The following is a 14582-nucleotide window of genomic DNA, read 5'->3' on the forward strand; positions in this document are numbered from 1 at the left end:
CTTGCAGCGACGGACCTCGGGACGCTCTTACACCACGTCTGCGCGCGCCACCAGTTTCAAGTCGAGTTTTGCCGATTTCGACCAAGAATCGCTGCTACTAAAAAGGTAACAGTACTCATATTTGCCCTTTTTTGGCCACAAGCCCTAAAACAAGCCTCGCCAAGGTCGGGAAGCGGGCCAAATCGCCGGCCTCGAGGCTTATTCCACCGTTCCGTAGACGGCGCCCCAGCCGTGGGCAGCCAAGGCGGAGTTGAGCTGGTCGCACAGCGACCGGCGATCGTAGCAGCCGGGCGGCAAAAGGTTCACGATTTCCATGAGGTCGGGTGCCAAGTCGACGATTTCGGCCTGCACGATTAGGTCAAGCCGGTCGATGGCGTGGCGGTCGTAAAACAGTCCGTCGACCAGGCGCTGCAGGTCACCGAATTCCTCGGCCTGGAACAATCCGTACTCCATAGTGCCTCCTTGGGCGCCCCACGCCGGCATGCGCGGCGATTCGTAATTTATTGCGATGGACTTAATCTATCACGGCTTCATAACGTTGCGGCGGTGGCGGTCTATACTTAGACGAACTGCAACGTCCCGCTTCGCGAAAGGTCGCACCCATGCAGACGATCTACCAGAAGATGGAAACCACCGAACTCGATGCCGCCATCGAGGCGCTCAAGGCCGAGGTCGCCGAGGTCAAGGCCAAGGGTCTGGCGCTCGATATGGCCCGCGGCAAGCCGTCGCCCTCCCAGGTGGACATCTCGCGCCCCATGCTCGATATCCTCAACGCCGATGCCGATCTGCACGACGGCAGCGTCGACTGCTCCAACTACGGCTGCTTCGAGGGTATTCCTTCGGCACGCAAGTTGGCAGGGGAGTTCCTGGGCTGCCCCGCCGAGCAGACGCTCGTGCTGGGTTCGTCGAGCCTTTTGATCGAGCATGACATCGCCGGCATGTTCTGGCGCTGTGGCTCGTGCGGCAGCGAGCCCTGGGACGCCTACGAGGCCGCGCACGACGGCAAGAAGGTCAAGTTCCTGTGCCCCGTTCCCGGCTACGATCGCCACTTTGGCATCACCGCCGACTTGGGCATCGAGAACGTCCCCGTCGCGATGACCGACAACGGCCCCGACATGGCCGAGGTTGAGCGCCTGGTTGCCACCGACGACTCCATCAAGGGTATCTGGTGCGTGCCCAAGTATTCCAACCCCACGGGCATCACCTTTAGCGAGGACACCGTGCGCCGCCTAGTCGAGATGCCCACGGCCGCGCCCGATTTCCGCATCTTCTGGGACAACGCCTACTGCGTGCACGACCTGTACGACGAGACCGACGAGCTCGCAAACATCTTTGACCTCGCTCGCGCGGCGGGCACCGAGGATCGCGTGGTGGCCTTTGCCTCGACGTCCAAGATCACCTTCCCGGGTGCCGGCATCGGCTTTATCGGTGCGAGCCCCGCGGTCATCGCCGAGTTCTCCAAGCGCCTGAAGGCTGGTCTTATTAGCGCCGACAAGCTCAACCAGCTGCGTCACGTGCGCTTCCTTCCCACCATCGAGGCGGTCAAGAAGCACATGAAAAAGCATGCCGAGTTCCTGCGCCCGCGCTTTGAGGCCGTTGAGCGCAAGCTCACCGAGGGCCTGGGCGACACGGGTTGCGCCACCTGGACGCATCCCCGCGGCGGCTACTTTGTGAGCTTCGATGGTCCCGAGGGCTCGGCCCAAAAGGTCGCCGCGCTCTGCGCCGACTTGGGCGTCAAGCTCACGCCGGCCGGTGCCACCTGGCCTTATGGCAAGGACCCGCGCGACACCAACATCCGCATCGCGCCGAGCTATCCCACGGTCGAGGACCTGGAGGCCGCGCTCGATGTGCTGGTGCTGGCCGTTAAGCTTGTCGCTGCCGAGCTTGCGCGTGCCGAGCGCGCCTAACGCGTAGGGCCCCGCAAGTCCGCGCCTAGTACTATCCGCACTTTCGATACGTAAAGGAGCGTATACATGGATTTGGGTATTTCCACAAACCCCACGCCAGAGCTCTACACCATTAAGGTGACCGGTGAGATCGATATCTCTAACGCCGATAGCCTGCGCAATGCCATCGACCTGGCACTCGAGCAGCCCACCGAGGCCGTTGAGCTCGATTTTGCCCAGGTGAGCTACATCGATTCGACGGGCATTGGCGTGCTCGTGGGCGCCGCGCACCATGCGGTTGACCACGGCAAGCGCTTTAGCTGCACCAATGTACAGCCCCCGGTGATGCGCGTGGTTCAGCTGTTGGGTGTCGACCAGGAGATTTCGATCACCGCTGCATAATCTTTGCCCCAAAAAGGCGTGCCGTTTGGCATATGTTTGTGATGCGCTCGGACGTTTTGGCGTCCGGGCGCTATACTTGACCGAATGAATAGACGAGTTCCGGCCGAATGGCGCGGTGCGGGCTCGAATCACATCGAGCCTTGGAGGTATGTGTGTTTGGTATTGGAGAAGGTGAGCTGGCAATCATCGTGGTCTTCGGCTTTTTGCTGTTTGGCCCGGATAAGCTCCCGCAGATGGGCCGTACGATCGGCCGTGCCATCCGTCAGTTCCGCGAGACGCAGGAAAAGATGACGGCGGTTGTCCAGTCCGAGATCATCGATCCGGTAAGCGAGGCCGCTTCGGCTCCGGTCAAGCCCAAGAAGGCTGCCGTCGATGACGATTCCGATGCGGACGAGGATGCCGCCGAGACGGTAGCGCCCGCCAAGAAGGAGACCTTTGCCGAGCGTCGTGCCCGCCTTGCTGCCGAGAAGGCCGCGAGCGAGGCTGCCGCCGAGGGCGAGGGTGCTGCTGAGGGGCCCGAGGCCGAGGGTGCCGAGGCCGAGCCTGCCGCTGCCGCCGAGCCTGCCGTCGAGCCCGAGCCTGCTGCAGAGCCCGAGCCCGAGCCGGCAGAGCCCACGACGGCTGACCTCTACGCCCGTCGTCCCCGCAAGCGCAAGGCCATCGTCGACCAGCTCGCTCGCGAGCTCGAGGCCGAGGACGCTGCCGAGACTGCTGCCGCCGACGCCCCGAAGGGAGGCGATGAGTAATGCCTATCGGACCTGCTCGTATGCCGCTCTTCGATCACTTGGGAGAGCTCCGTCGCCGCCTGACCATCGTGGTCGTGTCGGTGTTTGCCGCCGCCATCGTGCTGTACTTTGCCACGCCCGTGGTGCTCGATATCCTGGAAGACCCCATCCGCTCGTTTGTGCCGGACGGTAAGTTCTACATCACCACCACACTCGGCGGCTTTGGCCTGCGCTTCTCGCTGGCCATCAAGATGGCCGTGGTCATGTGCACGCCCATGATCATCTGGCAGATCCTGGCATTTTTCCTGCCGGCGCTGCGCCCCAACGAGCGCAAGTGGGTCGTGCCCACGGTGCTCGCCTCGACGGTGCTGTTCTTCCTGGGTGCCATCTTCTGCTATTTCATCATCATCCCGGCGGGCTTTGAGTGGCTCATCGGCGAGACCTCGGCCGTCGCTACGGCGCTGCCCGACCTGGAGAACTACGTCAACATGGAGCTGCTCTTTATGATCGGCTTTGGTGTGGCGTTTGAGCTGCCGCTCATCATCTTCTATCTGTCCGTCTTTCACATCGTGTCCTATGCGGCCTTCCGCAGCGCCTGGCGCTACGTGTACGTAGGCCTGCTTGTGGGCTCGGCTGTGATTACGCCCGACGGCTCGCCCGTTACGCTGGGTCTCATGTATGGCGCCCTGCTCTCGCTCTACGAGATTTCGCTCGCCATCGCTCGCGTGGTCATCACCGCGCGCGAGGGCAAGGAGGGCCTGTTCGTGAGCCGTCTGGACCTGTTCTCGGACGACGAGGACGACGAGGAGTAAATCGGTATGCACGAGGTTGGCATTGTCAACGGCATACTCGATACAGTGATTCGCGCGGCGCGTGGGGCGGGGGCCTCGCGCGCCGTTTTGGTAACGCTGCGTATCGGGGATATGACCGAGGTCGTGCGCGAGGCGCTTGACTTTGCGTGGGAGACGTTTCGCGACGAGGACCCGCTCACGCGCGGCTGCGAGCTTGCCGTGGAGGAAGTCCATCCACAAAGCGAGTGTCTGGACTGCGGTGAGGTCTTTGAGCACGACCGTTTCCATTGCCGTTGTCCCCAATGTGGCGGTGCCAACGTGCGTCTGCTGCATGGCCGCGAACTCGACATCGCAAGTATCGAGATCGAGACCCCCGACGATTAGCACGCTCGCCATCTAGCGATGGGGTATAAAAGGGCCAAAGTAAGGAGCGCTAAGTATGGCCGAGAAAACGATTGATATCGCGTCGCCGATTCTGTCGCGCAACGAGCGCCTGGCAGATCAGCTGCGTCAGCGGTTTGAGCAGACGGACACCTACGTGATCAATGTGCTGTCGAGCCCTGGCTCGGGTAAGACCACCACGATTCTGGGCACCAACGAGCGCCTGCGTGACAAAGCCAGCCTGCGCTGTGCCGTTATCGAGGGCGATATCGCCTCGGACGTCGACGCCATCACCATGAAGGAAGCCGGCATGCCCGCCATCCAGATCAACACGGGCGGCCTGTGCCACCTCGAGGGCAACATGATCATGGAGGCCGTTGACGCGTTCGACCAAGCTGTGGGTCTGGAAAACATCGACGTCATCTTTATCGAAAACGTGGGTAACCTGGTCTGCCCAGTCGACTTTGACCTGGGCGAGAACCTGTCCATCATGATCCTCTCGGTGCCCGAGGGCGACGACAAGCCCATCAAGTACCCGGGCATCTTCCAACACGCCGGCGCGCAGCTGCTCAACAAGGTCGACGTGGCCCCGGCTTTCGATTTTGACATGGATAGGTATACTAAGACCCTCGATGACCTCAATCCGCAAGCGCCGCGGTTTGCCGTGAGCGCGCGCAAGGGCGAGGGCATGGATGCCTGGTGCGATTGGCTCATCGGGCAGATTGAGCAAGCAAGGGCGTAAGTCGGCCGCCATAAGCGCGGGCGCAGCCGCAGAGACATGAGATAGGAGCCTCTTTTGAAGCTCATCATCGCCGAGAAAAACGACGCCGCGCGTCAGATCGCCGAGCGGCTGTCCACGGGCAAGCCCAAAAAGGACAAGGTGTACAACACCGCCATCTACCGTTTTGAGTGGAAAGGCGAGGAGTGCGTGACGATCGGTCTTGCCGGTCACATCCTCGCGCCCGATTTTTGCGACAGCGTGCTGTTTGATAAAAAGCTGGGCTGGTATTCGGTTACCGAGGACGGCGAGATGCTGCCGGCCGACATGCCCGATGGCCTGGCTCGTCCGCCCTACGACACCAAGCGCAAGCCGTTCCTTGCCGACGGCATTTCCATCAAGGGCTGGAAGCTCGAGAGCCTGCCTTACCTCACCTGGGCGCCCGTCATTAAGCTACCGGCCGAGAAGGAACTCATTCGTTCGCTCAAGAACCTTGCTAAAAAGTCCGACAGCGTCATCATCGCTACGGACTTCGATCGCGAGGGCGAGCTGATCGGCTCGGACGCCCTCAACAAGGTGCGCGAGGTTGCGCCGGACTTGCCGGTCGCCCGTGCCCAGTATTCTTCGTTTACCAAGGCCGAGATCACGCACGCCTTCGATAATCTCGTCTCGCTCGACCAGAACCTGGCCGACGCCGGCGAGAGCCGTCAGCACATCGACCTTATCTGGGGCGCGGTGCTCACGCGCTATCTGACGCTCGCCAAGTTTGGCGGCTTTGGCAACGTGCGCTCCGCCGGCCGCGTGCAGACACCGACGCTTGCCCTGGTGGTCGAGCGCGAGCGCGAGCGCATGGCGTTTGTGCCCGAGGACTATTGGCAGATTCGCGGCATGGGTGCCGCGCAGGGTGCCGCCGAGGACGATCGCTTTAAGATCGCGCACAAGACAGCGCGCTTTACCGACAAGGATGCTGCCGTGACGGCGTACGGCCATGTTGACGGCGTTGCGACGGCAACCGTTGCCGCGGTGACCAAGCGTTCGCGTAAGCAGCAGCCGCCCACGCCGTTCGCGACGACCTCGCTGCAGGCTGCCGCCGCGGCCGAGGGCATCTCGCCTGCGCGTACGATGCGCATCGCCGAGTTCCTCTACATGGCGGGTCTCATCAGCTACCCGCGTGTCGATAACACCGTGTACCCCGCGACGCTCGATCTGGGCGCCGTGGTAAGCGACCTGGCAAAGATCAACCCGGCGCTGGCGCCCGTGTGCAAAAAGGTGCTCGCCGGTCCCATGAAGCCCACGCGCGGCAAGGTTGAGACCACCGACCACCCGCCTATCTATCCCACGGGCGAGGGCGATCCGTCCACGCTCGATGGCGGCCAGCGCAAGCTCTACGACCTCATCGCCCGCCGCTTCCTGGCGACGCTTATGGGTCCTGCGACCATCGAGAACACCAAGCTCGAGCTCGACGTCAACGGCGAGCCGTTCGTGGCCTCGGGCGACGTGCTCGTGACTCCGGGCTTCCGCGAGGCGTATCCGTATGGGCTCAAGCGCGATGAGCAGATGCCGCCGCTGGAGCAGGGTGATACGGTCGACGTGTTCGACATTAAGCTCGAGGCCAAGCAGACCGAGCCGCCCGCGCGCTACAGCCAGGGCAAGCTCGTGCAGGAGATGGAGAAGCGCGGCCTGGGCACCAAGTCCACGCGCGCGAGCATCATCGAGCGCCTGTACGCCGTGCGCTACCTCAAAAACGATCCCGTGGAGCCGAGCCAGCTGGGTATTGCCATTATCGATGCACTGTCGCAGTTTGCCCCGCGCATCACGAGCCCCGATATGACCAGCGAGCTCGACGGCGACATGACCCGCGTGGAGCGCGGCGAGGACACCGAAGAGCATGTCGTGACGCACTCGCGCGCGCTGCTGGCCGGCGTGCTCGACGAGCTGCTCAAACATACGCAGGAACTGGGCGACGCCATCAGCGACGCCGTCACGGCCGATGCGCGCGTGGGTACCTGCCCCAAGTGCGGCAAGGACCTGGTTATGAAGACGAGCGCCAAGACTCGCGGCAGCTTCATTGGCTGCATGGGCTGGCCCGACTGCGATGTGACCTATCCGGTGCCGAGTGGCGTCAAGGTAAGCCCGCTCGAGGGCGAGGCGGCCGTGTGCCCCGAGTGCGGTGCGCCGCGCATCAAGTGCCAGCCGTTCCGCCAGAAGGCCTTCGAGATTTGCGTGAACCCCACGTGCCCCACCAACTACGAGCCCGACCTTAAGGTGGGCGAGTGCAAGGTGTGCGCCGAGGCAGGACGCCATGGCGACCTGATCGCGCACAAGAGCGAAAAGAGCGGCAAGCGCTTTATCCGTTGCACCAACTACGATGACTGCGGCGTGAGCTATCCGCTTCCGGCGCGCGGCAAGCTCGAGGCGACGGGCGAGACCTGCCCCGAGTGCGGCGCCCCCATCGTGGTGGTCAACACGGCGCGCGGTCCGTGGCGTATCTGCGTCAACATGGACTGCCCGACCAAGGAGAAGAAGCCCGCCCGCGGTCGCAAGACCACAACCAAGGCGAGCACGGCAAAGAAGACGACGGCGGCCAAGAAGACCACGGCTAAGAAAGCCACTGCCGCCAAGAAGACGACCGCGAAGAAGTCGACTGCCAAGAAAGCAGCCTCCGACAAGTAACGGCGCGGTCGAAACATTGCCTAAAAAACGAGCGAGGACCCCACGATCCTCGCTCGTTTTTTTTTGACCGGCAGTTAGGGACGTTCCTTTTCTGCCGGCAGTTTAGGAACGTCTCTAACTGCCGGCTCGGGAACGACAGAGCGCTAGTTCACCTCGACGGGTTTGGCGCCGGGATAGCGCTCCTCAAAGTCTAGGCGGTACTTATTGTCATTGGTACCCGCCACGTTGTCGCGCGACAGCGGCGCCACGATCTCATTCTTGTGGTCCGCAGGCTTGGCGTATTTCAGGCTGATCTCCCAGGCATCACAGATTGCGTCAATGCGGTGATCCAGGTCGTCGTACAGGGCGATGATGTCCTTCCAGGAGCTGTAGTTCTTGGAGCTCGTCGGGACGTCCAGGTCCTCGACGATGTCGTAATACTGCTCGATGGTGTCCTCCGTGCGCTCGGCGACGTCGGCGAGATTTTGACGGGTGGTTCGATCCTCTTCCAGATAGTTGCCGTTGAAGTTCTGCGCGCAGCCACGGACCTGGCTGTCGAGATCTTCGAGCAGGTCGTAGTATTCGCTCAGGCGACGGTAGAGGTTCTGCTCGGAGAGCGTTGCTTCGCCGCCATCCTCGTCGTCATCGTCATCATCGTCGTACAGGCTGTTGGGATCGCCGAAAGGCTTTAGGTCATCGTCGTCGACGTCATGGTGCAGCTTAGCTACCGCGGCAGTCGTCTGCGTGGCGGCGTTGTCGAAAGGCTTGATCACAAAGAAAACGACCAGGGCGATGATGATAGCCGCCAGCACAACAATAACGGCGATAAGCGGCCCGGTGCCGCTCTTTTTGGGAGCGGGGGTCTGTGGCGAAGCGGGCGCGTATGCGGGAGCCGGCTGCTGTTGGGGCGAGCCGCTCGCGACGGGTATGCGCTGCGTGGTCTCGACGGCCTCGGTCCTTGCGGCAGGGTCGGGGCTATAGGCGAGGGAGTCATCCGCCTTGGCTTGCGGCGTATCAAGGGAGCCGGTCTGCTCAAAAGCGGGCTGGCTATCGCTTGCGGCTGTTTGCTCAACGGGTGCACCGCATGAGGTGCAGAACTTGGCATCATCTGCAAGAAGCTTGCCGCACGAGACGCAATACCGAGACATTGCCACTCCTTTCGCCACATTTCAATGCAATACGACGATTATACCCAGTACCCCAAAAAGCCGGCAGTTGAGGACGTTCCTTTTCGGCCGGCAGTTTAGGAACGTCCCTAACTGCCGCCTGAGTAGCCATTGGCTAGGTGGGATTTGGGACGTGCCGAGCACTGGGGTATCATGGCTTGGTTGATATATCTGCATTTACGCGCCTTGTAGGAAGGGGCTGCGCCCATGGCTTTTGAGCCTGCTCAACATAGCTTTATCACGCTCGAGGGCGTCGACGGTGCCGGCAAGTCCACGCAGGCGCGCCTGCTTGCCCGCGCGCTCGAGCTCGCTGGCCACCAGGTTGTGAGCCTGCGCGAACCGGGCGGCACCGCCATCAGCGAAAAGATCCGCGCCCTGCTGCTCGACCCTGCCAACACGACGATGGGCGATACCTGCGAGCTGTTGCTCTACGAGGCTGCGCGTGCCCAGCTGGTGCACGAGGTCATCGCGCCCGCCCTCGCTGCCGGCAAGGTGGTCCTGTGCGATCGCTTCTACGATTCCACGACCTGCTACCAGGCATTTGCCGATGGGCTCGACCGCCAGATGGTGCGCGACGCCAACAACCTGGCCGTCGCGGGAACGCAGCCGGCGCTCACACTCGTCTACCACATCACGCCCGAGCAGGCGGCGCTGCGCATGGCAGCCCGTGGCGCGGCAGATCGCATGGAGGCTAAGGGCATGGCATTCCAGGAGCGTGTCTACGAGGGGTTTTGCGCAATTGCTGCCGAGGAGCCAGACCGCGTAAAGCTCATCGACGCCACTACGACCGTCGAGGAAGTCTTCGAGAAGACGGTCGAGCAGGTTCGCGCGTACGGTCTCGACATTCCGCAGGAAGCCGTCGCCGCCGCGCTTGCCAAGGAGGCCGAGTAACATGGCCCCTGCTCAGGCAAGCCTGCTGACCAAGCTCGACACCCAAGAGCGCGTGCGTGACTTTTTGACCAATGCCGTCGCTAGCGGTCGCGCATCGCACGCCTACCTGTTTTTGGGCGCTCCCGGCGCGGGCAAGCTCGACGCCGCGTGGGCGCTCGCCCAAGCCTTCCTGTGCGAGCAGGATGGCTGCGGCTCATGCGATAGCTGCGTGCGCGTCGCCCGCCATACGCACCCCGACGTGCACTATTACACGCCCGAGAGCGCCACGGGTTACCTCATTGCCCAGACCCGCGAGCTGCTCGATGACGTGCCTCTGGCGCCCATTCGCGCCAAGGCCAAGGTCTACATCATCGACCGTGCCGAGCAGCTGCGCGCTAACACCGCCAACGCACTGCTCAAAACACTCGAGGAGCCGCCCGATGGCGTTATGTTTATCTTGCTGGGCACCTCGGCAGACGTGATGTTGCCCACCATCGTGAGCCGCTGCCAGTGCGTGCCGTTTCGGCTGGTATCGCCCGCCGTCGCCGCGCAGGCCGTGAGCCGCGCCACCGGTCAGGACCCTGCGCGTTGCCGCATGGCGGTCGCCGTGGCGGGAAGCCCCACACGCGGCATCGAGTTTCTTAAGAGCGCCGAGCGCCAGGACGCCCGTCGTCAGATGGTCCGTGCCATCGACTCACTCATTGCCGCCGACGAGGCCGACGTGCTCAGTCGCGCCAAGTCGCTCATCGTCGCCGTCAAGGCGCCGCTTGCCGAGGTCAAGTCCACGCAGGAAAAGGTACTCGAGCAAAACGCCGACTACCTGTCGCGTGGAGCATTGAAGCAGCTTGAGGACCGCAACAAGCGCGAACTCAACGCGCGCGAGCGTTCGGGTATCATGGAAGCGCTGGCGAGCGCGCGGACGCTCATGCGCGACGTGCTGCTGACACTTCAGGACGAGGCAGCCGACGTGGTGAACGAGGACGTGCGCGACACGATCGGTCGGCTTGCCGCCGCGACCAATGTTGCGGGTGCCACCCAGGCGCTCGAGGCGGTCGCGACCGCCGAGCGCAACATCGCCAGAAACGTTACTCCCCAGCTGGCCATCGAGGTCATGCTGTTCGATATCAGGAAGGCACTGAAATGCCGTTAGTCGTACCCGTTAAGTTTACCTACGCCTCGCGCGACCTGTGGTTTGACCCGCAGGACCTGGATATCCTCGAGGCCGATTATGCCATTTGCTCCACCGAGCGCGGAACCGAGATCGGCTTGGTTACGGCCGATCCCTTCGAGGTGCCGCAAGACGAGATCGGTCAGCCGCTCAAGCCCGTACTGCGCGTGGCGAGCGACATTGACCTGCAGCTTGCCGACGATCTTGCCATCCAGGGCGACGAGGCCATGGTCGATTTCCGCCGTCTGGTCAAAGAACTCGACCTCGAGATGAAGCCGGTCGGCGTCGAGTACCTGTTTGGCGGCGAGAAGGCCGTGTTCTACTTTGCGGCCGAGGAGCGCGTCGATTTTCGCCAGCTCGTCAAGGATCTGTCCTCGACGCTGCACATTCGCGTCGACATGCGCCAGATCGGCGTGCGCGACGAGACTCGCCTGGTGGGCGGCTATGCCCAGTGCGGCCAGGAGCTCTGTTGCACGCGCTTTGGCGGACAGTTTGAGCCCGTCTCGATCCGCATGGCAAAAGAGCAGGACCTGCCGCTCAATTCCTCCAAGATCAGCGGCGTTTGCGGCCGCCTGATGTGCTGCCTGCGCTATGAGTTCGAAGCGTACAAGGACTTTAAGAGCCGTGCGCCCAAAAAGAAGACGCTCATCGATACGCCGCTCGGCAAGGCGCGTATTCAGGAATATGATACGCCGCGTGAGCAGCTGGTGCTGCGCCTGGAGAACGGCAAGGTCTTTAAGGTCAACCTGGCCGATATGACCTGCTCGGAGGGCTGCAAAAAGAAGGCCGCCGAGCAGGGCTGCAACTGCCGCCCCGACTGCGTGACGCGCGACGTGCTCGAGCGCATCGAGTCGCCCGAGATGCGCCTGGCGCTCATGGAGCTCGACCGCGAGAACGGCGTCGACGTGGGCGATGGCCTGTCGAGCGCCGACCGTCTGGCCGGTACGTCGATGCCCAAGCGCCGTCGTCGCGATGCCGATTCCGATGCTCGCGCCGGTCAGGGGCAGGGCGAGGGCCGTGGCCGCGGAAAGGGCCGTGGCAATGCCGCAACGCCTGAGGCCGAGGAGGCCGCCGGTGGCCGTCGTCGTCGCAAGCGCGCGGGCTCGGGCGATGCTGCCGAGGCTGCAGCCGCGGGCAAGAACGCCTCTCGCGAGCGCGAGGTTCAGCAACCCCAGCAGCAGAATCGCGGCGGTGGCATGAACCCCACACGTCGCCGCCGCCGTCATCTGTCGAGCGAGGAGCGCGAGGACGCCTTCCGCGCCGCAGCTGCTCGCGAGGCTGGTGCCGCTTCCAAGGGCGCCTCGGCCTCCGATGCGTCTGCCGACAAGGGCGGCAAGTCACGTGGCGAGGATGAGCGCGCGCCGCGTCCGCGCCGTCGCCATTCCTCGGGCGCGCAGCAGAAGCCTTCAGTGCCCTCCGTGGCCGATCAGGTCTCGGATGGCGAGGTCAAGGTCACGCGCCGTCGTCCCGGAGATGGCGGGGGAGCGGCTGCTAAGGCTTCGCGTGGCGCCGCTCGCGACGAGCGCGAGCCGCGCGAGGATCGCGGTGGCGAGGGCTCGGCCGACCAGGGCCAAAAGCGCCGTCGCCGTCGCCGTTCCCGCAAGCCGCGCCAGGATGGTGGCGAGGGCTCGACCCCGTCTTCGTCTGCACCACAACCGCCCGCCGGCGAATAACGCCCGCGAGCGGATTTTGCTCGCCTTGCCCCGAGCGCATCGGGGTATCATAGCGCTGAATCAACAACCCTCCCTGCGACCGAACGTAGGGAGGGTTGTGTCTTGAAGAGCCATCTGAACATATTGAGCCGTCTGCAAGGTGCCGGCATCCTACCGTTTGCGGACGAATCGCTATCGTTTGCCGAGCAGGCGGCGCACGAGGCGCTTGAGGCGTTGTCGCCAACACGATGTGCCGGCTGCGAGCGCGCCGGTACGCTTATTTGCCAAGACTGCCTGGCTGCGCTCACGCTCATCGACCCACGTCATAGCTGTACCCGATGCGGCGCCCCGTTTGGGGATTTGCTGTGCACTGAGTGTTCGGTCGAGGGCACGTCCTCGGCAATGGCGGAGGCGCTCGACCGCTGCCTGGCGTGCTCCGTCTATGCGCATCCGCTGCCGCGCATCATTAAAGCGTACAAGGACGCGGGCGAGCGACGCCTGGCGCCGTATCTGGCGGAGCTGCTCTACGACACCGCCCTGCATGCCCAGGTCGTAGCGCCCGATCGCTTAGGAGGTGTGCTGTCCGGTGCGGATGCGGTGGTGTTTGTGCCTGCGACGGCGGCAGCGTTTCGGCGGCGTGGCTTTGATCATATGGAGGCCATTGCGCGCCCATTTTGCGAGCTGTCGGGCGTTCCCCTGCTCGATGCCCTCGTCAAGTACGGGCATGGCGACCAGCGCGAACTCGGTCGTGAGGAGCGTCGCGAGCGTGCCCAAGGCATGTACGAGACGATTGAGGACGTGCGCGGCCGCCGTCTACTGCTTATCGATGACGTTATCACCACGGGCGCGACCATGGCAGCGGCCTCGGCGGAGCTCAAGCGTGCCGGCGCTGCGGCAGTCGATGGCCTTGCTATCGCACGTGTTTGGTAGGGGCGGTTTTGTGGCAGTGAAGATTGAGCGGCGCAACGAGCCGACAGGCGAACAGCTAGCGGCTTCCGTAATCCTAACAGGCGCTTCAGCGCTGCGCATGATGCGCGCCGAGCGCCGGCAGATGGGCCATATCAGCTGGAAGGACCTTAATCCCGATGAAGAGCGCCGTGTGCTGCGCACGTCGTCGCCCTCGACCGAGGATATCTATCTTCCTGACTTGGTGCGAATTGGAGCCAAAAGTGGCGAGGTGCAGGAAGATCTGTGCTTGTTGGTGGGATCTGCGGCGCAGCGCCGCCGCATGCCCGGCGTAGGCTGGTCCGTGTGTTCCGGGTTGCCCGCCGGCTCGATTCTAGAGGTGGAACCGGGGGTGTACAGCCTATCTCCCGAGGCCCTTTGTGTTGCCGTTGCGCGTGAGGTCGGCTGCATCCAGGCGTTTGCCCTGGCCCAGGAGCTGTGCTCTAAGATTTCACTGAGCGACCGCGGGAAGTATCTGCCTCCCTACACCTCGCCTGTTACGAATAAACTTGCAAAGGACAAGGACCAGCCAGCAGACGTGGGCTACTTTGAAGTCGAGCCGGTGCTGATGCCCGATCGTCTGGCAGATTACCTTGCGGCATGCAAGGGGAATGTGGCCAAACAGCTGCTGCGTCTGTGTCCCTATCTTTCGGAAAACCTGCTCTCGCCCATGGAGTGCATCATGCTCGCCCTGTTTTCGCTTCCGTTTTCCTATGGCGGGTTTGCCTGCGGACCTTTTAAGACCGACTACAAGATCGAGTTCGATGACCGTGCGCAGGCAATCTCGGGGATGCCCCATGCAGTTTGCGATGCATATCAGGAGGCAGCCCGGTTTGACCTGGAATACAACGGTGAGCTGGGCCATTCCTCTCGAAGGGGACGTATCCATGATGAAAAGCGCAACACGGGCTTGATTACTATGGGAATCGAGGTCGCGACGGTCAACAACGAAATGCTCTGTGACATGGAAGCGATGGAAGCGCTCGCATGGCGCATATACCAACGCATGGGCAAGCGGTACCAAAACCGCGTGGAGGCTCGTCGGAAGAAGCAAGACGCGCTGCTGAATACGCTCCGAGCATGTTTTGGGCTTAAGCCAGCATAGATGTTGGTTTTGAGAGGGGGTCTGTTTATAGGTGCTGTGCAAAAAGTGGCAAAAATGAGTACTGATACAAAATTAGTAACAGCAAAATCTGATATTTGCGGATCGAGAAACGGTAAAAATC

Annotated in this window: 14 protein-coding genes; 12 read left to right on the top strand and 2 right to left on the bottom strand. The window is 62.8% G+C overall.

Features of this window, described 5'->3' with window-relative positions; genetic code table 11:
- Positions 1–198 precede the first annotated feature (198 nt).
- Positions 199–453: a hypothetical protein gene (locus DWX63_RS06365; RefSeq protein ID WP_117785965.1), complete on the bottom strand. Its 255-nt coding sequence runs from the start codon at positions 451–453 to the stop codon at positions 199–201.
- A gap of 149 nt (positions 454–602) precedes the next feature.
- On the opposite strand from DWX63_RS06365, the gene DWX63_RS06370 reads away from it, so the two are divergent.
- The 7 genes from DWX63_RS06370 (at position 603) to DWX63_RS06400 (ending at position 7576) form a co-directional block, all read left to right on the top strand.
- Positions 603–1907, top strand: a complete 1305-nt coding sequence (locus DWX63_RS06370; RefSeq protein ID WP_117785964.1) for an aminotransferase class I/II-fold pyridoxal phosphate-dependent enzyme — start codon at positions 603–605, stop codon at positions 1905–1907.
- A gap of 66 nt (positions 1908–1973) precedes the next feature.
- Positions 1974–2288, top strand: coding sequence for an STAS domain-containing protein (locus DWX63_RS06375; RefSeq protein ID WP_035137695.1), 315 nt, complete (start codon positions 1974–1976; stop codon positions 2286–2288).
- A gap of 152 nt (positions 2289–2440) precedes the next feature.
- Positions 2441–3034, top strand: coding sequence for a twin-arginine translocase TatA/TatE family subunit (locus tag DWX63_RS06380; RefSeq protein ID WP_158559627.1), 594 nt, complete (start codon positions 2441–2443; stop codon positions 3032–3034).
- Positions 3034–3825 (top strand): twin-arginine translocase subunit TatC, encoded by a 792-nt coding sequence (tatC, locus tag DWX63_RS06385; protein ID WP_055285525.1) that lies wholly within the window; start codon positions 3034–3036, stop codon positions 3823–3825. Before DWX63_RS06380 ends, tatC begins: the two co-directional genes overlap by 1 nt.
- Positions 3826–3831: 6 nt before the next feature.
- Entirely contained in the window at positions 3832–4188 is a 357-nt protein-coding gene (gene hypA / locus DWX63_RS06390; protein WP_117565013.1) for a hydrogenase maturation nickel metallochaperone HypA, read from the top strand.
- Positions 4189–4243: 55 nt separating this feature from the next.
- Positions 4244–4927 carry a hydrogenase nickel incorporation protein HypB gene (hypB, locus tag DWX63_RS06395; protein ID WP_117778992.1) on the top strand — a complete coding sequence of 228 codons (684 nt, stop codon included), beginning with the start codon at positions 4244–4246 and terminating at the stop codon, positions 4925–4927.
- 54 nt (positions 4928–4981) lie between these two features.
- Positions 4982–7576 (top strand): DNA topoisomerase I, encoded by a 2595-nt coding sequence (locus DWX63_RS06400; RefSeq protein ID WP_117843168.1) that lies wholly within the window; start codon positions 4982–4984, stop codon positions 7574–7576.
- 143 nt (positions 7577–7719) lie between these two features.
- Here the strand turns inward: DWX63_RS06400 and DWX63_RS06405 are convergent, their stop codons facing one another.
- A complete protein-coding gene (locus tag DWX63_RS06405) occupies positions 7720–8703 on the bottom strand; it encodes a zinc-ribbon domain-containing protein (protein ID WP_117843169.1) in 984 nt (327 codons plus the stop codon).
- 225 nt (positions 8704–8928) lie between these two features.
- Between DWX63_RS06405 and tmk the strand changes: the two genes are divergently transcribed.
- The 5 genes from tmk (at position 8929) to DWX63_RS06430 (ending at position 14461) form a co-directional block, all read left to right on the top strand.
- Positions 8929–9612, top strand: a complete 684-nt coding sequence (gene tmk, locus DWX63_RS06410) for a dTMP kinase (protein ID WP_117843170.1) — start codon at positions 8929–8931, stop codon at positions 9610–9612.
- A gap of 1 nt (position 9613) precedes the next feature.
- Complete coding sequence (locus tag DWX63_RS06415; RefSeq protein ID WP_117843171.1) at positions 9614–10741, top strand: ATP-binding protein; 1128 nt, start codon at positions 9614–9616, stop codon at positions 10739–10741.
- Positions 10732–12432: a regulatory iron-sulfur-containing complex subunit RicT gene (locus DWX63_RS06420; RefSeq protein WP_117797512.1), complete on the top strand. Its 1701-nt coding sequence runs from the start codon at positions 10732–10734 to the stop codon at positions 12430–12432. Before DWX63_RS06415 ends, DWX63_RS06420 begins: the two co-directional genes overlap by 10 nt.
- Before the next feature lie 102 nt (positions 12433–12534).
- Positions 12535–13341: a ComF family protein gene (locus tag DWX63_RS06425; protein WP_233514492.1), complete on the top strand. Its 807-nt coding sequence runs from the start codon at positions 12535–12537 to the stop codon at positions 13339–13341.
- A 10-nt stretch (positions 13342–13351) separates the two neighbouring features.
- Positions 13352–14461, top strand: a complete 1110-nt coding sequence (locus DWX63_RS06430) for a hypothetical protein (protein WP_147336067.1) — start codon at positions 13352–13354, stop codon at positions 14459–14461.
- Positions 14462–14582: the final 121 nt, after the last annotated feature.

The organism is Collinsella sp. AF20-14LB (genome assembly GCF_003459505.1).
GTDB lineage: Bacteria > Actinomycetota > Coriobacteriia > Coriobacteriales > Coriobacteriaceae > Collinsella.

Coding starts and splice junctions, on each gene's coding strand:
- DWX63_RS06405 (WP_117843169.1), bottom strand. CDS start 8,703: ATGTCTCGGTATTGCGTCTCGTGCGGCAAGCTTCTTGCAGATGATGCC.
- hypB (WP_117778992.1), top strand. CDS start 4,244: ATGGCCGAGAAAACGATTGATATCGCGTCGCCGATTCTGTCGCGCAAC.
- DWX63_RS06415 (WP_117843171.1), top strand. CDS start 9,614: ATGGCCCCTGCTCAGGCAAGCCTGCTGACCAAGCTCGACACCCAAGAG.
- DWX63_RS06365 (WP_117785965.1), bottom strand. CDS start 453: ATGGAGTACGGATTGTTCCAGGCCGAGGAATTCGGTGACCTGCAGCGC.
- tmk (WP_117843170.1), top strand. CDS start 8,929: ATGGCTTTTGAGCCTGCTCAACATAGCTTTATCACGCTCGAGGGCGTC.
- hypA (WP_117565013.1), top strand. CDS start 3,832: ATGCACGAGGTTGGCATTGTCAACGGCATACTCGATACAGTGATTCGC.
- DWX63_RS06375 (WP_035137695.1), top strand. CDS start 1,974: ATGGATTTGGGTATTTCCACAAACCCCACGCCAGAGCTCTACACCATT.
- DWX63_RS06370 (WP_117785964.1), top strand. CDS start 603: ATGCAGACGATCTACCAGAAGATGGAAACCACCGAACTCGATGCCGCC.
- tatC (WP_055285525.1), top strand. CDS start 3,034: ATGCCTATCGGACCTGCTCGTATGCCGCTCTTCGATCACTTGGGAGAG.
- DWX63_RS06420 (WP_117797512.1), top strand. CDS start 10,732: ATGCCGTTAGTCGTACCCGTTAAGTTTACCTACGCCTCGCGCGACCTG.